Raw genomic sequence first — 19119 nt, 5'->3', positions numbered from 1 at the left:
CCGGTGATGATCGGCTAGGCTGCCCGTTCGTGACTACCGCCGACGACGCGACACCGACCTGCCTGGCCCGACCGCTGCGGGCGCCGGGCGAGAACCCGGTCGCGTGCGTTGTCGCCCGGGGTGTGGACGGGCGGCCGGCGCACGCGGCCGCGTTGCGGTTCTACTGGGGCCCGATGGACTGCGGCAAGTCCACGATGGCCCTGCAGATGAACCACAACCACTCCCGGCAGGGACGACGAGGGCTGGTCACCACCCGCATCGACCGTTCCCTCGGCCCGCAGGTCACCTCCCGCATCGGGCTGGCCCACGAGGCGATCGAGATCACCGACGAGGTGGACCTGCGCGCCCTGGTGCGCAACGCGTGGGCCGACGGCGTACGGGTGGACTACCTGATCTGCGACGAGGCCAGCTTCTACTCGGTGCAGCACGTGGAGCAGATGGCCGAACTGGTCGACAGCTACGACGTGGACGTGTACGCCTTCGGTCTGGCCACCGACTTCCGGTCCTGCCTGTTCCCCGCCGCCCAGCGGCTGTTCGAACTCGCCGACTCGGTAGCCCGCATCCAGGTCGAGGTGCTGTGCTGGTGCGGCCGGGAGGGCCTGCTCAACGCCCGCGTCGCGGGTGGGCGGGTGGTCCGGGAGGGCGAGCAGGTCGTCATCGGCGACACCGTCGACACCGGCGATCTCCGCTACCAGGTGCTCTGCCGGCGGCATCACCGCGCCGGCGACCTCGGCCCGCGCCCGGCCATCGCCGAGGGCTGAGCGGCGCAGACGCCGCCTCCTTTTCGTCGTGCGAGGTGCACAGCCGGCGGGAGTCCACCTTCCTGTGGTGTCAGGGCAGTGCGGCCTCCAGCACGCCGTTGGTGATCCGCGTGGCCAGGACCTGCTGATCGGTGCTGGCCGGGCCGTGCACGACCTCTCCGTCCTTCAACTGGAAGGTGCTGCCGTGCCAGGGGCAGACGACACAGGGCTGCCCGTCGACCTGGATCACCTTGCCCTGGTCGAGCGGCCCGCTCTGGTGGGCGCAGCGGGCCAGCATGACGGTGATGTCGCTGCCGTCGCGGTAGACCACCACAGGCACGTTGTCGACCCGCCGGGCAAGCATCTGGCCTTCCGGCAGCGAGTCGACATCGGCCACCCGGCGCCACCCGTACTCGACCCGGTGCATGTCCGGGGCGCCCTGGTTGACCTGCGCGGTCTGCTTGTACACGAGGTGGCCGCCGATATACCCGCCCGCGCTCACCGCCGTCAAGCCGAACAACCCGAGCGTACGACCGAGCCCGTGACGCCCGCGCAACCGTGCGGCGAGCGAGCCCGCGTAGAGCGCCACCGCCAGGGTGTTCGTGGCGGCATGCACCAGGCCGACACGCCGTTCCTCCTGCCAGAGCCACGACCAGTCGTTGATGCCGGTCAGCGCGGCCGGCAGCGCGCTCGCCGTGCCGACTGCGACCAGGGTCGTGGCGGCCCGCTCCTGCCCGGGCGTCCGTCGCCGCCCGGGCATCAGGTCAAGGACCGCGCTGCTCATCCAGGCGCCGATCGGGATCTGCACCAGCGCGGGGTGCAGCGGATGGCCCAGCCACACCCCGTGCAGGGCATCCTTGACCCGTTGCGGCCGCAGCAACGACCACACCTTCGGCTGTAGCCTGTCCCCCACCCGGTCCAGCGCGGACGCACGCTCCAGCTTGTTCATCAGTGCTGTACGCATGGCCGCCCATACCCCGCAACCTGGCACTCAAACCCAGCGCCCGCCCCGGACCGGTGGGGAAGCCGCACGATTGCGGCGAAGACGTGGAAGACGGCGGACGTGGTCCAACATCCGGGTCAACTCGCGTCGAGCCACATAACGAAACGATCACTGCCGCGAACCTTTTCCGAAGGCCCGCCGCTCCTGATGCATGACGACACCGACCGCGGGCCCGTACCGGCTCGTAGACCAGCGGGGGTACGACGGATGAGGCTCGCGTTGCGACGCGCCCGTGGCACGAAGGGACTGCTGCTCGCGGCGGCCGGGGCGGCGCTGGTGGCGACCGTGGCGCTCACCGGTCTGGCCGCGTACAACCGGGACGTGGTCGACTCGGGCACCCGCCACGTGCTCGCCGCCGCCACCGGCGAGGAACGGTCGATCCTGGTGCGGGCCTCCGCCGGGCGTACCGGTGAGGTGTTGCGGGAGCGCGACACCGCTCTGCGGGAGCAGGTGGAGGTCGACCTGGACGGGCTGACCGCCCGGGTCACCGCCGCCGGCTACGCGGCCGGCCGGCAGCTGCGGGGCGACACCGGGGAGGCCGTCGCCGACCGCACCGGCACCATCTACGCCTCGGTGATGTTCCTCGACGACCTGCCCGCGCACGCCCGGCTCACCGCCGGCGCCTGGCCGCAGGCCGGCGCGGCCCAGCCGCAGACCGCCCTGGCCGCAGCGGCCGCGGCGACCCTGCGGGTGGGGGTGGGCGACCGCATTCCGATCACCGACGGGCTCACCGACCGGGTCACCGAGGTGACCGTGGTGGGGGTGTTCACCCCCGTGGACCCGGACGACGCGTACTGGCGGTTGGCGCCGGAGGCGGCGACCGGTGCGATGCCGCAGGCGGCCACCTACGGCCCGCTGACCGTGCACCGCGACGACTTCGTCCGCCACTTCCTGGCCAACGCCTCCGCCGGCTGGCTGGTCGAGCCCGACCTGTCCGGGATCAGCACCACCGGCGCGCTGGACCGGCTGGCCGAGGTCGCCACCCGGATCGTCACCGCCACCCCGGCGGCGGCCGGTCTGGGTGACTCCGCGGTGGCCACCAGCGGCCTCGCCGACCTGGTGCCGCGGTTGCAGCAGGCCACCCTCGTCGGCCGGTCCGCGTTGGTCACCCCGATGCTGCTGGTGGTGGTGCTCGGCGGGTACGCGCTGCTGCTGGTCGCCATCCTGCTCACCGAGCACCGCCGCGGCGAGACCGCGCTGCTGCGCGCCCGGGGCGCCGCCCGCTGGCAGTTGGCCGGGCTGACCGCCCGGGAGGCCACCCTGGTCGTCCTGCCCGCCGCGGTCCTGACCCCACCGATCGTCGCCGAGCTGCTCGGGTCCGCCCACCGGCTGCCCGGGCTCGCCGCGGTCTCGCTGCGTCCGGACGTTTCACCCGACTCGATGGTGTGGCTGGTGGCCGGGGCTGCGGCCGCCGGTTGCGCGCTGGCGATGATCGGGCCGAGCCTGCGCCGTGGCGGCAGCTACATCGCCGACATGGCCAGCCGGTCCCGCCCGAGCCGACGCGGCGTGGTGCAGCGGGCCGGGCTGGATGTGGTGCTGGTCGGTCTGGCCCTGCTGGCCTGGTACCAGCTCAGCCGCTACTCCTCACCGCTGTCGCGATCCCGCGGTGGCGAGCTGGGCGTCGACCCCCTGCTGGCCGCCGCCCCCACCCTCGGGGTGCTGGCCGGGGCGGTGCTCGCCCTGCGGCTGCTGCCTCCGCTGGTCCGGCTCGCGGAGCGCTGGCTGGACCGCAAACCGTGGGCCGCCGTCATGCTCGGCACCTGGCAGGCCGGCCGCCGGCCGCACGCCGGGCCGGTGCTGCTGCTCGCTCTCGCCGTCGCGGTCGGCACCCTGGCCTGGTCACTCGCCGGCACCTCCCGGCGTTCACTGGACGATCAGGCCGCCCATCAGGTCGGCGCCGACCTGCGGCTGACCGAGGTGAACGGTTTCGCTCCCGACGACCGGGCCGACCAGCTCACCGATCTGCCGGGCACGGAGGCGGTCGTGGCGGCCTGGCGGGACAGTATGCGTCTCGGGCCGGCCGCCGTGCCCGCCACCGTGCTGGCGATGGACGCCCAGGCCGCCGGCGAGGTGATGCGGATTCGACCCGACCTGGCCGGCGGCTCCGCCGACAACCTGTTCGGCGCTCTCGCCGACGGGCGCGTCACGGCAGCGGACACCGCGCTGCCGGCGGGCACGCGGCGGCTGACCGGGCGACTGCTCACCCGAGTCGACGCCCCCTTCGGTGTCGCCGCGCCCGTACGCCACCATGTGGTGCTCGCCGGAACCCGGGACGGACACCGACGGCTGCTGCTGGGCACCACCGACGGCGGCGAACCACTGCGGTTCTCCGTGGAGTTGCCCACCGGGGACGGGTGGCGGCTGGCCGGGTTCACCGTCGAAACCGTCGGCTCGGACCAGATGACCCTCGATTGGAAACTGTCCGACCTGCGGGCCAGCCCGAATGCCTCCCCCGGCACGCCGGTCGACCTGGCTGCCGACGGGCCGTGGCAGTTGAGTGCGCGGTCCGGTCCGGTGGCTTCGCACCCGGCGGCCGCCGAAAACACGCTGGTTGTCAAATATGTGCGTGGCATATCGGACTATTGGGCCAGCGGTTCGCTCCTGCAACTGGGCATCTCCCGGCCGGCAGCCGCCGCCCGGGTGCCGGTGCTGGCCACCCCGCAGGCGCTCACCGCACTGCACCTGGACGTCGGCGCGCAGACGCGGCTGTTCCTCGGTGGCGCCGAGGTCGACATCGCCGTCGTCGACACCGTGACCACCCTGCCCGGCGACGCCGAGGACGCGGCCCTGCTGGTCGACCTGCCGTCGCTGAGCGCCCAGATCTTCCACCACAACGGCATCGTCCGCTCGCCGCAGGAGTGGTGGCTGGCCGCCCGGCCCGGACAGGCGCAGCAGGCGGCCACCGCGGCCGCCGCGCTCGACGGGCTGAGTGTGCTGGGTCGGGAGGACGTCGCCGCCGAACTGGCCCGCGACCCGTTCGGGGTGGGTGCCCGGGGTGCGCTGTTCGCCGCCGCCCTGGCCGCGGTGCTGCTGGCCGCCGTCGGGGTGGCGGTGGACGTCAGCGCCACCGCCCGCCGGCGGGCCACGGAACTGGCCGTGCTGCACACCCTCGGCGCGGGACACCGCCTGGTGGCCAGGTCGCTGCTGGCCGAGCAGTCGTTGCTCGCCGGCATGGGCGTGTTGGTCGGGTTGGCCGTCGGGGTCGGCGTCGCCGCGACGATGGCGCCGCTGGTCATCCTCACCCCGGCCGCGCAACGGCCGCATCCACCGCCGCTGTTGAGCATCGACTGGCCGCCGGTGGTCGCCACCGGCGTGGGCCTGCTGGTGTTGGCGCTGGCGTTCAGCGCGGCGGTGTCGATGACCATGCGGCGGCGGCTGGTCGCCACGCAGCTGCGCATCGGGGAGGACCGGTGAGCGCGAGGAGTGAGCTTGCGAGCCCCGCAGTCGCGAACGAAAGGCGGGACCGGTGAGCGTTAGGCGGATCAGGGCGTACGGCGCCCACGTGGGCCTGTTGGCGGCGCTGGGGTTGGTGGCGGCGCTGCTGGTGACCGCCGTGCCCCGACTGGCCAACGGGCACGCCGACCGGGGGTTGCACGCCGACGTGGACCGGCTGCCGCACCTGGTCCGCGACGTGTCCATCGTCGTCGAACAGTTTCCCCTCGATCCTCCGGACGCCGCGGTGGGCCGGGGCGACCTCGACCGGCTCGCCGACGCGCTGCCGCAACCGCTGCCCGCTCTGGTGGACCGCCGGTGGTACTCGGCTTGGCTGGACGAGAAGAAACTGACCGCCACCGGTGACGTCCCACCGTTGGACGGTGGCGCGACCAAGCAGGTCAGCGTGCGCGCGCAGACCGGGGTCGAGGAGGCGGCTGTCCTCACCGACGGCCGGTGGCCGCGCACCGAGACGAGCGGGCCGGCCGAGTTGGCGGTGTCGACAGTGGTGGCCGAGATGCTGTCGCTGCGTCCCGGCGCCCGGCTGCGCCTGGCCGGGTCCGGCGGGCAGGCGCAGGCGCAGGTCGTCGGGGTGTTCGACCCGCGTGATCCCGACGATCCGGTCTGGGACGATCTGACGCTTGCGCTGAACCCGGTCGTGCCGGTCGCCGACGGCGAGCCCTACCTCGCGGGGGCGGTCACCGACTGGGCCGGGATCGACGCCGTGGCCTCCGCCAGCGGGGCGCTGTCGACGTACGGGTGGCGGTACCGGGTTGACGAACAGCGGCTGGACACCTCCATGGTGGAGGCGGTCACCGCGGCGGTGACGCAGACCCGGCGCACCGAATGGCTGCCCCGATCGAAGGTGCACGGGTCGCTGGACGTCGCGCTGACCCGCTTCGCCGAGCAGATGCGCGCGGTGCAGGCCCTGCTGGCCATCGTGCTGGCCGGCCTGGTCGCCAGCCTGCTCGGGCTGATCTTGCTGGCCGCCCGGCTGACGGTGGGCCGCCGCCGCGACGAACTGGCGCTGCTGCGGGCCCGGGGTGCGTCGCTGGCCGCGATCGGGCTGCGTACCCTCGCCGAGGCGGCGCCGGTGCAACCACTCGCCGTGCTGCTCGGTTGGCTGGTCGGCACCCGGGTGCCGGGCCGCGCGGACGGGACACCCTGGGAGGTGCTGCTGCTGGCGGTGCTCACCACCGCCGTGGTGCCGCTGCTGGCCATGCACTCGCAGCGGCGGGTCGGGCTGGTCGCCGGACGGGCCGACCTGCTCCGGCAGCGTCCGTCGGCGCGCCGCCTGACCGGCGAGGCCAGCGTGTTGGTGCTCGCCGGGCTGGGCGTGGTGCTGCTGCGCCGTCGTGGCCTCGATGCGGCCGGCGGTGTCGACGCGTACCTCAGTTCGGTGCCGGTGCTGGTGGCGGTCGCCGCCGCGCTGGTCGCGATCCGGCTGTTGCCGTGGCCGCTGCGGCTGGCCACCCGGTTGACCAGGCGGGCCCGGGGTGCGTTGTTGTTCCTCGGTGTCGCCCGCGCGGGGCGGGGGGCGCCGGTGGCGCTGGGGCCGCTGGCCGTGCTGATCGTCGCCGTCAGTACCGGCGTGTTCGGTGGGGTGGTCACGACCACCGTCGCCGTCGCCCGGGACCGGGCCGCGACGTTGGCCGTCCCGGCCGATGCCTGGCTGACCGGGTACGCTTTCGCGCCCGACGCGGCCGATGCGCTGACCGGGGTGCCCGGGGTGCAGGCGGTGGCCCCGGTGTGGGTGGAGTCCAACCGGCGGCTGCTGTCGGAGGCCGGGCCGCAGGCCAAGACGCTCGGCCAGACCCGGGTGCTGGTGGTGGACGGCCCGGCGTTCGCCGACGTGGTGGCCCGCAGCGGAGTCGACGTCGACGTGCCTGCCGCGCTGCGCACCGCCGCCCGCGGTGACGGGCCGGTGCCCGCGGTGGTTTCCGCGCAGGTGGCGGCGGACCTCGACGGCGCTGCGGTGGCCGATGTGCAGGGCCGGCTGTACGAGTTCCACGTCGCGGGGGTGGTCGACGGTTTCCCGGGCGTGGGGTTGGGCGTCGGCCGGTTCGTGGTGCTGCCGTGGCAGGCGCTGCCCGAGTACGAGTTCACCCCGATCATTCCCAATCGGTACCTGATCGCCGGCGACGACATCGACCGGGTGCGGCTGTTGGAGGTGGCCGACGACGCGCAGCGGCGGCGGCAGTCCGCGGTGCTCGGCGTGGAGGTGACGCGGCCGCAGGTGCCGGCGGGGTTGGAGACCTGGCGGGCGTACCGGGAAGGGTTGGAGCAGACCGGGGCCAACGAGGTGCTCACCCTGGCGTTCACCGCCGGTGCGGCTGGGGGCACCGCCCTGGCGGTGCTCGCCGTGGGGTTCGCGGTGCTCGCCGACGCCACCGGTCGGGGCCGGATGCTGTCCCGGCTGCGTACGCTCGGCCTGCCCGCCGCCCACGGCCGCCGGCTGCTGGTGTACGAGCTGGTGCCGCTGGTGGTGGTCGCGGCCGTGACCGGTGCGGTGGTCGGGGTGGCACTGCCCCGGATGCTCGGCTCGACCCTCGGGTTGTCCGCGTTCGCCCCCGGCGTGCCGATCCGGGATCACCTGGATCCACTGGTGGTGGGGGGAGTGTTGGCGATGGTGGTGCTCGGCCTGATGGTCGGTCTGCTGGCGGAGACCCTGGCGAACCGACGGATGCGCCTCGGCGAGGTGCTGCGTCTGGGAGAGGAGAACTGATGACTGTCGTGAAGGACGCACCGGACTTTGCGACGCTGCAGCAGCGGGCGGCGCAACGGGCCGCCGCGCGCGCCGGCGGCGCCGACCGGTTGCGGGGACACATCGTCTGCGACGGCCTGGTGCGGATTTTTGCCACCGAGGGCGTGGAGGTTGTCGCGTTGCAGGGCCTCGACCTGGTCGTGGACCGGGGTGAGCTGGTGGCCATCGTGGGTGCGTCCGGGTCCGGCAAGTCCACCGTGTTGAACATCCTGTCGGGGTTGGACACCCCGACTGCGGGGATCGCCCGGGTGGCCGGCTACGACCTGTTGACCATGTCGGCGCGCAAGCGGCTGCGGTACCGGCGGCACACGGTCGGGTTCGTGTGGCAGCAGACCGGGCGCAACCTGCTGCCGTACCTGACCGCCCGGGAGAATGTGGAGCTGCCGATGCGGCTGGCCGGGCGGGGCGGCCGGGCCGGCCGGCGGCGGGCGACGGAGCTGCTGGAGATGGTCGGCGTCGGCTACTGCGCGGACCGCCGGCCGGGGCAGATGAGCGGCGGTGAGCAGCAGCGCTGCGCCGTCGCGGTGGCGGTGGCCAACGACCCGGAGGTGCTCTTCGCCGACGAGCCGACCGGTGAGCTGGACGAGGCGACGGCCGCGGAGGTGTTCGCGGCGCTGCGCACCATCAACGCCGAGTTGGGTGTCACCGTCGTGGTGGTCACCCACGATCCGCAGGTCGCCTCCCAGGTCCGGCGGACCGTCGCGATCCGCGACGGGCGCACCGCCTCGGAGGTGCACCGCACCGCCCGGGTCGGCGCCGACGGCGTCGAGGAACTGGTCACCGAGGAGTACGCGGTGCTGGACCGGGCCGGGCGGATGCAGTTGCCCGCGGGTTTCGTCGACGCGCTGGCGCTGCGGGACCGGGTGAAGCTGACCCTGGAACCGGACCACGTGCAGGTCCGCCCCGGCGACGAGAAGGGTACGCGGTGAGCGAGAGCAGCGATGATCTGGTCCGGGTCGAGGGGCTGTGCCGCGACTACGGCAGCGGCGACCGGGTGGTTCACGCGGTGCGGGACGTGTCGCTGCGCGCCGGCCGGGGTGAACTGATCGCGGTGCGGGGACGCTCGGGGGCGGGCAAGACGACCCTGCTGAACCTCATCGGCGGTCTGGACCGGCCCACCTCCGGGCGGGTGTGGGTGGCCGGTCACGAGGTGACCTCGGCCGGCGAGCGGGATCTGCTGCGGCTGCGCCGTGACAGCATCGGTTTCGTGTTCCAGTCCTTCGGGCTGATTCCGATCCTGTCCGCGGCGGAGAACGTGGGGGTGCCGATGCGGCTGGCGAAGCTGCCCGCCGCGCAGCGCGAGGAGCGGGTGGCGGTGTTGCTGGAGCTGGTCGGGCTGGGTGGCCATGCCGGGCAGCGGCCGTACGAGTTGTCCGGCGGGCAGCAGCAGCGGGTGGCGATCGCCCGGGCCCTGGCCAACGACCCGGCGCTGCTGATCGCCGACGAGCCCACCGGCCAGTTGGACTCGGAGACGGGCCGGGCGGTGATGGATCTGCTGCGGGCGTTGGTGCATTCCCGGGGGATGACCGCTCTGGTGGCCACGCACGACCCGACGTTGGTGGAGTTGGCCGACCGGGTGCTGGTGTTGCGTGACGGTCGGCTGGTCGAGTCCGCCGCACCGGTGGCGGTGGATCAGTAGGGGTCGCCGCAGATCCGCCAGCCGCCGTCGTCGCGCACCACCGACAGGTCACGTTGCTCGGTGGTGCCGCTTTCGCGGGTCAGGCGTACGGTGACGGTGCCGTACGGCCGGCCGGCGCGGGTGGCCACCGACACGTCCAGAATCTCGTAGTCGCGCACCACCGGCGGGGTGCGTACCCAGCTGGTGAAGCCGAGCTGGCTCCACCGGGTGCGCGCGTCGGCGCAGAGCCGCCGGTACGCGGCGTCGGTGTCGCCGGCGGTGACCTCCCGCAGGAACCCTTCGGCGGTGTTCCGGACCGGGCCGGCGGCCTGCGTGACCACCTGCACGTTCCAGGCGCCCAGCCCGGCGACGCCGACGCAGCACAGGGCCACCGCGGCGCCGGCGAGGGCGAGTCCGGCCCGGACCGGACGGCGTCGCCGGGCCGGTCTGCTCCACGGCTGCTCCGCGCCCACATCACTCGACGGTAGAGAATCCGCCGCGGCGGCGGGCGCGAAAATCGGGGCGGGGGTCAGCCGCGGCGGCGGGCGCGGGCCGCCCAGATGGCGTACGCGGGGTCGCGGTCCAGGTTGTGCCGGTCCCGGTCGTAGCGTCGGGTGGTGCGCGGGTCGGCGTGGCCCATCGCGTCCTGCACGTCCTCCAGCGGTACGCCTTCGGCGCGGGCGGTGGTGGCGAAGGCGTGCCGCAGCGAGTGCGGCGACAGTCGGGCCCAGGCGGGTATCCCGGCGGTTCGGGCGAGCCGGCGGACCAGCCGGAACACCGAGTGCCGGTCCAGGCGGGCGCCGCTGGCGGTGACCAGCAGCGCCCCGGTGAGCTGGGCGACGGGCACGCCCTGTCGGGTGGCCCGCTCGGCCAGGTAGGCGTCCACGGCGTACGCGGTGGAGGGGGTCAGTGCCCGGCGGCGGGCCTTGCCGCCCTTGCCGACGAAGCGCACGCTGCGGTGCCCCCGCTCGGCGCCGAGGTCGGTGAGGTCCAGGGCGACCAGTTCACCGACGCGTAGTCCGAGGTCGGCCAGCAGGGCGATGGCGGCGCGGTTGCGGGCGGCGGTCGGCCCGGTGTCGGCCTCGGCGGCGGTGAGCAGCGCGTCGACCTCGTCGGGGGCCAGTCCGACGGTGGCCGAATGGTCCCGGTCGACGTGGGGGCGGTCGGCGCCGGCGACCGGGTTGGTGTCCATCGCCCGCAGTTTGACCAGGAAGTCGTACCAGCTGGACAGGGCGGACAGCTTGCGGGCCACGGTGGCCGGGGTCAATGGTCGGCCGGTACGCGCGGACCGGCTGCTCTCCAGGGCTCGGCCGTACTCGTTGACGTGCAGGAAGTTGGCTCGTAGCGGGTCGAGGTGGCGGTCGGCGCACCAGGCGAGCCAGCCGGTGACGTCGCGGCGGTACGCGTCGCGGGTGTGGTCGCTGAGCCGACGGTTGCCCAGCCAGGCTTCGGTGACGGCGAGGGGCTCGTCGGGCAGGGCGGGTGGGGCCGGTGATTGCGACAGCACCGGCAGGTCGGACGAACGCATGTGAGGAAGGTTCTCAGTTCGTGCGTTGTCGAGAGCGCAGGCGCGCCGAAGCGCCATGATCGCCCCCCGCTTCCCCCGCTCCCCCATCCGCTTCCGCGATCTTGCACTTTTGGTCGGCTGTTCGCGTGCTTTGTCCCGTAATCGGGCGACGGAAAGTGCAAGATCGCGGGGGTGGGGAGGGGCGGCGGCGGGGGTGGAAAGGTTTGTCCTGCCCCCGCCGCCGGTGTCAGGCGTTGATCTGCTTGTGGCCGTTGCCGGTCGCGGTGATGGTGACCCGGCGCGGCTTGGCCCGCTCGGCCACCGGGATGCGCAGCGTCAATACGCCGTTCTCGTAGCCGGCCTCGAGCTTGTCGGTGTCGAGACTGTCGCCGAGGAAGAGCTGCCGGTTGAACACCCCCATCGGGCGTTCGGCGGCGACGAGTTCGACGTTGTCGCCGGCGGGCCGGCGACGCTCGGCGCGGACGGTGAGCACATTGCGCTGGACCGTGCAGTCGATGCTGTCGGGGTCCACTCCGGGCAGGTCGAAGGCGGCGTAGAAGTAGTCGCCGTCGCGGTAGGCGTCCATGTGCATGACGGCCGGCCGACTGGTGGTGCCGAGAAACTGCTCGGCGAGTCGGTCGATCTCCCGGAACGGGTCGGTGCGCATCAGCATGTCGTGCCTCCTCGGTTCCTCTGGCCGAAGGTTCTCATCGAGTTGAGTCCGGTTGACTCAAGTTCACTTCTGTATTTAGCGCGCCCGCCGCCCATCGTCAAGTCGAGCGAGTTGATGATCAGTGATTGCGCTTCGGCAGCAGGGCGATCAGGGTGGCCGGCACCGCCAGGTGCATCGCGCCCAGGGCGAGCTTGGCGCCGGCGGTGGCGTCGACCTGCACCAGGGGCGCGAACGACAGCAGCGCCACCGCCACCACGAGGCTGAACCAGATGGTGGTGGCTCGCCGCCCGGCGATCCGCTCCAGAATGGCCAGCGTCGCCCAGCCCAGCAGGGCGGCGACGAGGGAGAAGGCGACGACCGGAACAAGGTTGACGGCCACCTCGGGCTGCCCCGGGCTGCGTACCGCGTAGTCGACGCCGCCGAGTGCCCCGACCAGCCAGATCGCGACGCAGGCCGCGACGGCCGCCAGGACGCCGAGAGGCCGGCGGCGCGGGGGCGCGGCGGTGCTGTTGACGGTATGCGCGGTGGTGCTACTCATAGTTACTCCTCGATTGGGAACCCAGCATGATGACCGTACCAGATAGTCTTGCACGAGACTATCTGCTGCGAGACTAAAACGTGTCACCCGGACGCCGCCGCGCTAGTACCGGTCTGTCCGGCCTTCGTCTCGGCCCTTGAGGACCAACGGCCGGGAATCCGGCGTTAAGCCGGGGCTAGTGATGTGGGTGGATGTGCCGTACTTTGATGGCTCGTGCCGAGCAGGTTCTTGACGGATGAGCAGGTTGCCGCGTACGGCCGGTTCGGGGCCGAGCCGCTGGACCAGGCGGCTGTGGAGCGGTTCTTCTTCCTGGATGACGCGGATCGGGAGTTGATCGGCCGGCGGCGGGGTGATCACAACCGGCTTGGGTTCGCGTTGCAGTTGGTCACGGTGCGGCATCTGGGTACGTTCCTGACGGATCCGCTGGACGTGCCGCTGATGGTGTTGGACTACGTGGCGGCGCAGTTGCAGGTTGCTGACCCGTCGGTGGTGAAGCGGTACACCGAGCGGGAGAAGACCCGGCTGGAGCATCAGTGGGAGCTCGGCGAGGTGTTCGGGTACGTCTCGTTCGCGGCGGGCCGGCCGGGGCTGGTGCGGTGGTTGGATGACGAGGCGTGGACGACCGGGGACGGTCCGCGGGCGTTGTTCTTCGCCGCGGTGGGGTGGCTGCGGCAGCACAGGGTGCTGCTGCCGGGCGTGACGACGCTGGTGGAGTTGGTTGCCGAGGTGCGGGAGGCGACGGAGCTTCGCCTGTATGACGCTCTCGCGGGCGCGGTGAGCGCGGAGCAGGCCGTGGATCTGGAGCGGCTCTTGCTGGTGCCGGAGGGTCAGCGTCGTTCGCGGCTGGACCGGTGGCGGCGCGCCGAGCGTTCCACCACCGGCCGTGGCATGGTGCGCGCCCTGGAGCGGGTGGCGGAGGTTGCGGGCTTGGGGATGCGGCGGGTGGACACCGGCGCGGTGCCGACGCGTCGGGTGATCGGGCTGGCCCGTTACGGGCTGGCGGCGAAGGCGCCGAAGCTGGCGCGGCACCCGTACCGGCGCAGGATCGCCACGCTGCTGGCGACGGTGCGGTGGCTGGAGGTCACCGCCACCGATGACGCCCTTGAACTGTTCGACGTGTTCATGACGGGCGAGCTCGTCGGGCGGGCGAGTAAGACCGCGGACAAGGAGAAGCTTCGCCAGCACCGCGCGTACGCCCGGCACGCCCCGGTGCTGGCCCAGGCGGTGCAGGTGCTGCTCGACGCCGCCGAGTGGGGCGAGGGTGTGCCCTTGGACGCGGTGTGGGACGCGATTGACTCGACGGTCGGGTCGCGGGCGCGGCTGCGCGCCGCCGTCGAGGGCGTCACTCCGCTGATCTCACCGGCGGACACCGATCCTGACGGACAGTGGCGGGCCGCGGTGGTGGAACGGTTCGCCAGCGTGCGCGGTTTCGTGAAGATGTTGTGCCAGGTGATCGAGTTCGGGGCGGCCGCCGACGCCCGGCGGGTGTTGGAAGCGATGCGCCGACTGCCCGAGCTGCTGGACGCGCGGCCGAGCAACCGGGTGCCGACCGGGTTCCTGGACGCCCGCGCTGTTGATGTAGACCTGGTGCCGAAAGGCTGGTGGCAACGCCTGGTCTTCGCGAAGGACCGGCCGGAGGGCACGGTGGACCGCAACGCCTACGTGTTCTGCGTGCTGGAGCTGTTCCACACCCGGCTGAAGCACCGGGACATCTTCGCCGTGGTGTCCGACCGTTTCGCCGATCCGCGGGCACGCCTGCTGGCCGGTGCCCGGTGGCGGGCTGTCAAAGGCCCTGCATTGGGCGCGCTGGGGTTGCCGGAGTCACCGGACGAGCTGTTGGCCGCGCACGCGCAGGACCTGGACGCCGCGTGGCGCGACACTGCCGGCGGCATCGACCACGGCGGGCAGGTACGCATCGACGCGGCCGGGCGGCTGCACCTGGCCAAGGATGACGCCCTCGATGAGCCCCCCAGTCTGGCTGACCTGCGGCGGCGTACCACGGGCATGCTGCCGGCGGTCGACATGCCCGAGGTGATCCTGGAGTTGATGGCGCTGTACCCGGGGTTCGGGGAGGCGTTCACGGCGGTCACCGGCGGCACGAGCCGACTGGCGGACCTACACATATCGGTCGCGGCGCTGCTGACCGCGCACGCGCTCAACGTCGGCTTGACGCCGATGATCGCCGACACGCCGGCGTTGAACCGGGGGCGGCTGGCCCACGTCGACCAGCACTACCTGCGCCCAGAATGCTACACGGCCGCGAACGCGGTGCTCCTGGCCGCCCAGGCCGAAATCGGCCTGGCCAGGGCGTGGGGCGGCGGCCTGGTCGCCGCCGTCGATGGGATGCGTTTCGTCGTGCCGGTCCGTACCGCCGACGCGCGGGCGAACCCGAAGTATTTCGCTCGTAAACGCGGCGTCACCTGGTTCAACATGGTCTCCGACCAGGCGATGGGCACCGCCGGCAAAGTCCTGTCGGGCACCCCTCGGGACACCCTGCACCTGGTCGACCTCGTGTACCACCCCGACGGCGGGCCCCGCCCGGAGGTGCTCATCACCGACGCCGGTTCGTACTCCGACGTGGTGTTCGGCATCGTCACCCTGCTCGGCTACGACTACCGGCCGGTGCTGGCCGACCTGCCCGATGCCAAACTGTGGCGGATCGACGCCGGCGCCGACTACGGCAGCCTCGACCGGGCCGCCCGCGGTCGCATCGACCTAGGAAAGATCACCCGGCACTGGCCGGACATCCTGCGGGTGATCGTCTCCATCCATGCCGGCGATATCTCCGCCCACGACGCGATCCGGATCCTGCAACACGACGGGCGGCTGACCCAACTCGGCGACGCCGTCGCCACCTACGGTCGCATCTTCAAGACCCTGCACGTGCTGACCTTCGTCGACGACCCCAGCTATCGCCGGCAACTCAAAGCCATGCGCAACCTGCAGGAAGGCCGCCACGGGCTGGGCCGGCACATCTTCCACGGCCGCAAGGGCGAGCTGCACCGCGCCTACCACGCCGGCATGGAAGACCAACTCGGCGCCCTCGGACTCGTCCTCAACTGCGTGACCTTGTGGAACACGATCTACCTGGACCACGCCCTGGACACGCTGCGCGCCCAGGGCTACCCGGTCACCGACGCCGACGCCGCCCGCCTGTCGGCCTACCAGGCCAGGCACATCAACGTGCACGGCCACTACTCCTTCACCCTGCCCGAACTCGCCGGCGGCCGCCGGCCGCTGCGCGACCCCGACGTCCGCGAACCCGAATGACCGGAGGATCACCTCGTGCCCGCCCCGCCCCGCTGACCAGCCCGCCCCCGTCGGTGGAGCAACTCGTCGACGTGCTGGCAGCCCTCGGCCAGCACATCTACATCTCCTCCGGCATGCCACAACAGAACGCGCTGCACCTGAGCCGACTGCTGGTCGCCGCCGCGGAACGCCACGCCGTCGCCGCCGAGCTGGCATTCGGCACGGCCGAGCTCGATGGCCACGACGTCGATGACCATCAAGACACCTACGATGCCGCCACGGTCCGGGTCGCCTTCGAGCGCCTCGCACTGGCGCACTGGCGGGCCCGGCGACTGTCCGCAACGGTCACCAGCCTGCGGGCAACGCTGCGCGGCGCGGACAACAGCGGTGATGAGCCGGCCGGGCTGGAACAGGTGCTGAAACCTGGCGGTGCACGCCACCGTCGCCGCGGACGCGGTCATCGCGGTGCTGGCCGCCCTGATCACGCCGCCAGCCGACGACACCGCCGCAGCGGTCGAGCGTCTGGACGCCGCCACCGCCCCTGCTCGTGCACACCGGGCAGACCGCCGGCGAATTGCGCGTCGCGATCGGCATGGATGCCATCGACACGCCGACCGTCGCGCCATGCTAACCGGCACGGTGTCCGCACACGGCAGCGCGACGTCAGACGCTGGCGAGTAGGTCGGGCTGGGGCAACATGCGCAGTTCTGCGGTCATGACGGCGTCCTGCGGTCCAGTGACCATGACCAACGAGGTGCCAACGTGGCCCCCACAGGCGGCCAGTGACGCTCCGGTGGCCATGTCCTGGCAGGCAAGATAGACCCATTCCGTGGCGTCCCTGCCGTCCACGGACAGCGTCCGGGTTCCGACGGGCTCGGGCGGGTTGTTGGTGTCGAGCCGGTCGACGTACTGCGGCGGTGGCGGGCCACTGCCCCAAGGGGGCGCGCCCCGGCGTCCTGCCAGTGCGAGCTGGTAGTTGATCAGGCTGGTCCACAGGTGGTGCACCACCGAGGCACCCCCGGTGTCGTCGCGGACTGTGGTGACATCGACGGTGGTGTCGTCGTCGAGTTCGTGACCGATGCGGACCTCGACGGGCCTCAGCCGGCCCAGATCGCGGGCGACACCGTGCGCGTCGGCGAGGGTGGTCTCCCCATGCCAGCCGACCACGTGAGCGCGATGGTGGGGGGCCTCCAGCATGGCGAACCTGACCCCGAGCCAGCCGTAGATCTCCTCCGGCGTGGGCGGTGTCAACGCTCCGCTGGGGTCGTGCGGACCTGGCTGTCCGGGCATTTGCGCCATGCTGAAGGCTCCCTCACCTGTCCGTGGTCTCGTGCCGCGGCCTACCCGTTGCCGCGGCTCGGGTGGCTACAAGTATGCGCTGGCGGAGGGGCCGTGGGAGTAGCAGATGGTGCCGTTGCCGAGGGTGGCGATGCTGCCCAGGAGGACATCGGCGTAGGCCCAGCCAGGGCCGCTGGAGGTGAAGCCCTTGGTCTTCGCCCAGAAGTGCGTCGGCGTGGAGGGATCATCCCAGCTCTTGGTGCTCGACCCGTAGTTGTCGATCACGCCGACAGCCCAGTGCGTGTAGACCGCGCCCGGCCAGTCGCTGCGGATCGAGTAGCCGGTGTAGATGGACGTGTAGTGCTTGCTCGTGTCCACCGCCGTGAAGTAGACGAACGAGCTGCCACACTCGCCGGGCACCTCGTTGAGCGGGGTGATTGCCCCCTTCTTGACGGCGTACTCGACGCCGTTGCTGTCGACGCGGACCTCGTAGCCGTTGGCCTCGGCGATCTTGTGATCGACGCCGACTCGCTTCATCGGCGTGACGATGTAGGTGGACGCCGGGTCAGGCTGCGCCTCGGGCGCGGCCGCGTGAGCGGCGGCGGGCGACAAACCGGCGGCCAGCGCCATACCGGCCACCACCACGGCGGCACGTAGACTTGCTCGGAACCGCATAGGTCCTCCTTCTGAACGGGACTGGACTTCGCGCGGATACGGTGGCTGCGGTGCCCAATCACCGCAGCCGCCCATGCATCCGGGTCCGGCCTTCGTATCAGACCATCGACAAATCCCGCTGCCCCGCCGCCGCCTCAATGGGGGCGGACCAGACTGGCGCCAGCGATGGACGTAGCTCAGAGTCAACAGCGCACCTGAGCCTTACTCGCAGATTGCAATCAGCAAGTCACTCTACGTGCTACTCGGGATCTCGCCGATCCGTTGTGTGATGCAGGTCACAATCTATTCCTGTAGGGCTCGGTAGAGCGTGGACCGGCCGATGCCGAGGTGCTTGGCGATGGCGGTAACCGACTCTCCGCGCTGCTGCCGGGCGCGAGCGACTGCCAGGACGTCTTCGTCACAGGCGACGGAGCGCCCACCGCGGCGACCGGCTGCGGCCGCGGCTCGCAGGCCGTCCAGGGTGCGTTCTCGGATGAGCTCGCGTTCCATCTCGGCGGCCAGGGCGGCGACGGCGAACAGTAGCCGGTCAGCGAGGGTCGCCCCACCAGGGCGGTGCACGCCAGCACAGATGCCCGCCAGGATCTCCAGGGTGATGTCACGGGCGTGCCTGTTTCGGGACGAGTTTCGGGACTCGGCGTCCTGCGCAGACACGGCCAGGCGACCTCGCCTGACCGCCGTCCCGCAAAGGAGCGTTTCCGGGACGGGAGCCCGGTCTCCAACCGCTTACCGCCGGATCTCCGGCCGTTGGTCCTCATGGGCCGTCTCGGCCGATGCCGACCGGCTCTGTGCTCGCCGATCGCCGCTTCGCCGTGATGGCGGTGCCCCGATCGATCGGATACCGCCGTACCGACGGAACGGAGGCGATCAACTGGCTGCGGAGGCTGCGCGCCCCGACCACCTAGGCTCGTCCCCATCGCCGCTCCAACTCCCTCGTCAGGAGACAGGCGTATCAACGATGATTGCGGCCATGGCCACGACTCGACGCGTTAACCTGATCACCGCCGGCGCGATCGATGGCCATTTGGGCGGCAACGCCGCCTCGATCCGAGCGACGGAACGCGCCCTGGCGAAGGTCGAATCCGCTGCCGTCGTGGTGCTCGTCGAGGGCATCAGCGACCAGCTCGCACTGGAAACGGCCGCAGCAGGCCGCGGCCGGGATCTCGAGGCAGAGCGAGTCGTGATCGTCCCGATCGGCGGGGCGCACGCGATCGGTCGCTTCCTGAACAGGTTGGCGCCCTTGCGCGCCCGGGTGCGACTTGCCGGTCTGTGCGATCTGCGTGAGGAACAGGTATTCCGGCGCGGCCTGAACATGACCCAGGCCGTTTCACTCCGCACACGCACCGACATGGAGCACCTCGGGTTCTACGTCTGCGTCAACGACTTGGAGGAGGAGTTGATTCACGCCCTGGGTACGACAGAGATCGAAGCTCTCCTCGACTCTCAGGGCGACCTCCGATCGTTCCGATCATTTCAGGGTCAGCCCGCCTGGCGCGGCCGAAAGCCCGAAACGCAACTGTGGCGTTTCCTGCGCAGCAGCTCGCACCGCAACCTGCGCTACGCACGCCTGCTCGTCGAAGCGGCAGTCGACCGCAACGCTGTGCCGCGACCGCTCGACGCGCTGCTCACCGCCGTGTGAACGCCT

Annotated in this window: 17 protein-coding genes; 8 read left to right on the top strand and 9 right to left on the bottom strand. The window is 71.9% G+C overall.

All coding sequences use genetic code 11. The annotated features are described in order from the left end of the window. The first annotated feature begins 29 nt into the window (after nucleotides 1-29). Nucleotides 30-761: a thymidine kinase gene (locus Vqi01_RS21435; protein ID WP_372444395.1), complete on the top strand. Its 732-nt coding sequence runs from the start codon at nucleotides 30-32 to the stop codon at nucleotides 759-761. A 70-nt stretch (nucleotides 762-831) separates the two neighbouring features. Here the strand turns inward: Vqi01_RS21435 and Vqi01_RS21430 are convergent, their stop codons facing one another. Beyond that, nucleotides 832-1704: a Rieske (2Fe-2S) protein gene (locus Vqi01_RS21430; RefSeq protein ID WP_204036617.1), complete on the bottom strand. Its 873-nt coding sequence runs from the start codon at nucleotides 1702-1704 to the stop codon at nucleotides 832-834. A gap of 246 nt (nucleotides 1705-1950) precedes the next feature. On the opposite strand from Vqi01_RS21430, the gene Vqi01_RS21425 reads away from it, so the two are divergent. The 4 genes from Vqi01_RS21425 to Vqi01_RS21410 are packed head-to-tail and all read left to right on the top strand — an operon-like array spanning nucleotide 1951 to nucleotide 9578. Beyond that, entirely contained in the window at nucleotides 1951-5157 is a 3207-nt protein-coding gene (locus tag Vqi01_RS21425; RefSeq protein ID WP_204036616.1) for an FtsX-like permease family protein, read from the top strand. A gap of 52 nt (nucleotides 5158-5209) precedes the next feature. Further along, nucleotides 5210-7900: an FtsX-like permease family protein gene (locus tag Vqi01_RS21420; RefSeq protein WP_204036615.1), complete on the top strand. Its 2691-nt coding sequence runs from the start codon at nucleotides 5210-5212 to the stop codon at nucleotides 7898-7900. Next, nucleotides 7900-8868, top strand: a complete 969-nt coding sequence (locus Vqi01_RS21415) for an ABC transporter ATP-binding protein (protein ID WP_204036614.1) — start codon at nucleotides 7900-7902, stop codon at nucleotides 8866-8868. Before Vqi01_RS21420 ends, Vqi01_RS21415 begins: the two co-directional genes overlap by 1 nt. Next, nucleotides 8865-9578, top strand: a complete 714-nt coding sequence (locus tag Vqi01_RS21410; RefSeq protein WP_204036613.1) for an ABC transporter ATP-binding protein — start codon at nucleotides 8865-8867, stop codon at nucleotides 9576-9578. The genes Vqi01_RS21415 and Vqi01_RS21410 overlap by 4 nt, the downstream gene beginning before the upstream one ends. Here the strand turns inward: Vqi01_RS21410 and Vqi01_RS21405 are convergent. The 4 genes from Vqi01_RS21405 to Vqi01_RS21390 form a co-directional block, all read right to left on the bottom strand. After that, entirely contained in the window at nucleotides 9572-10030 is a 459-nt protein-coding gene (locus tag Vqi01_RS21405; RefSeq protein WP_204036612.1) for an Rv0361 family membrane protein, read from the bottom strand. The two genes, Vqi01_RS21410 and Vqi01_RS21405, sit on opposite strands and share 7 nt — an antisense overlap. Nucleotides 10031-10086: 56 nt before the next feature. Beyond that, a complete protein-coding gene (locus tag Vqi01_RS21400) occupies nucleotides 10087-11085 on the bottom strand; it encodes a tyrosine-type recombinase/integrase (protein ID WP_204036611.1) in 999 nt (332 codons plus the stop codon). A 226-nt stretch (nucleotides 11086-11311) separates the two neighbouring features. Further along, nucleotides 11312-11737: an Hsp20/alpha crystallin family protein gene (locus Vqi01_RS21395; protein WP_204036610.1), complete on the bottom strand. Its 426-nt coding sequence runs from the start codon at nucleotides 11735-11737 to the stop codon at nucleotides 11312-11314. A 118-nt stretch (nucleotides 11738-11855) separates the two neighbouring features. Continuing rightward, nucleotides 11856-12275, bottom strand: coding sequence for a DUF6069 family protein (locus Vqi01_RS21390; RefSeq protein WP_204036609.1), 420 nt, complete (start codon nucleotides 12273-12275; stop codon nucleotides 11856-11858). 228 nt (nucleotides 12276-12503) lie between these two features. Here Vqi01_RS21390 and Vqi01_RS21385 point away from each other — a divergent pair, with 228 nt between their 5' ends. Beyond that, nucleotides 12504-15545 carry a Tn3 family transposase gene (locus Vqi01_RS21385; protein ID WP_204036608.1) on the top strand — a complete coding sequence of 1014 codons (3042 nt, stop codon included), beginning with the start codon at nucleotides 12504-12506 and terminating at the stop codon, nucleotides 15543-15545. Between the two features lie 8 nt (nucleotides 15546-15553). Here Vqi01_RS21385 and Vqi01_RS21380 read toward each other — a convergent pair whose 3' ends face one another. From Vqi01_RS21380 to Vqi01_RS31365, 4 genes are all read right to left on the bottom strand, one after another. After that, a complete protein-coding gene (locus Vqi01_RS21380; protein ID WP_204036607.1) occupies nucleotides 15554-16060 on the bottom strand; it encodes a hypothetical protein in 507 nt (168 codons plus the stop codon). 127 nt (nucleotides 16061-16187) lie between these two features. Then, a complete protein-coding gene (locus tag Vqi01_RS21375) occupies nucleotides 16188-16814 on the bottom strand; it encodes a hypothetical protein (protein ID WP_204036606.1) in 627 nt (208 codons plus the stop codon). A gap of 75 nt (nucleotides 16815-16889) precedes the next feature. After that, nucleotides 16890-17477: a hypothetical protein gene (locus Vqi01_RS21370; RefSeq protein ID WP_204036605.1), complete on the bottom strand. Its 588-nt coding sequence runs from the start codon at nucleotides 17475-17477 to the stop codon at nucleotides 16890-16892. A 282-nt stretch (nucleotides 17478-17759) separates the two neighbouring features. Further along, nucleotides 17760-18128: a recombinase family protein gene (locus tag Vqi01_RS31365; protein WP_275408834.1), complete on the bottom strand. Its 369-nt coding sequence runs from the start codon at nucleotides 18126-18128 to the stop codon at nucleotides 17760-17762. Nucleotides 18129-18247: 119 nt separating this feature from the next. On the opposite strand from Vqi01_RS31365, the gene Vqi01_RS31360 reads away from it, so the two are divergent. Then, the gene (locus Vqi01_RS31360) at nucleotides 18248-18379 is read left to right on the top strand and encodes a hypothetical protein (protein WP_275408833.1); all 132 of its coding nucleotides are present in this window, start codon (nucleotides 18248-18250) and stop codon (nucleotides 18377-18379) included. Between the two features lie 65 nt (nucleotides 18380-18444). After that, the gene (locus Vqi01_RS21360; RefSeq protein WP_239098564.1) at nucleotides 18445-19113 is read left to right on the top strand and encodes a TOPRIM nucleotidyl transferase/hydrolase domain-containing protein; all 669 of its coding nucleotides are present in this window, start codon (nucleotides 18445-18447) and stop codon (nucleotides 19111-19113) included. The last annotated feature ends 6 nt before the right edge of the window (nucleotides 19114-19119 follow it).

Origin of the sequence: Micromonospora qiuiae (assembly GCF_016863555.1) — a bacterium.
Taxonomy (GTDB): Bacteria; Actinomycetota; Actinomycetes; order Mycobacteriales; family Micromonosporaceae; genus Micromonospora; species Micromonospora qiuiae.
This window is presented reverse-complemented; position numbering and strand designations above follow the sequence as displayed.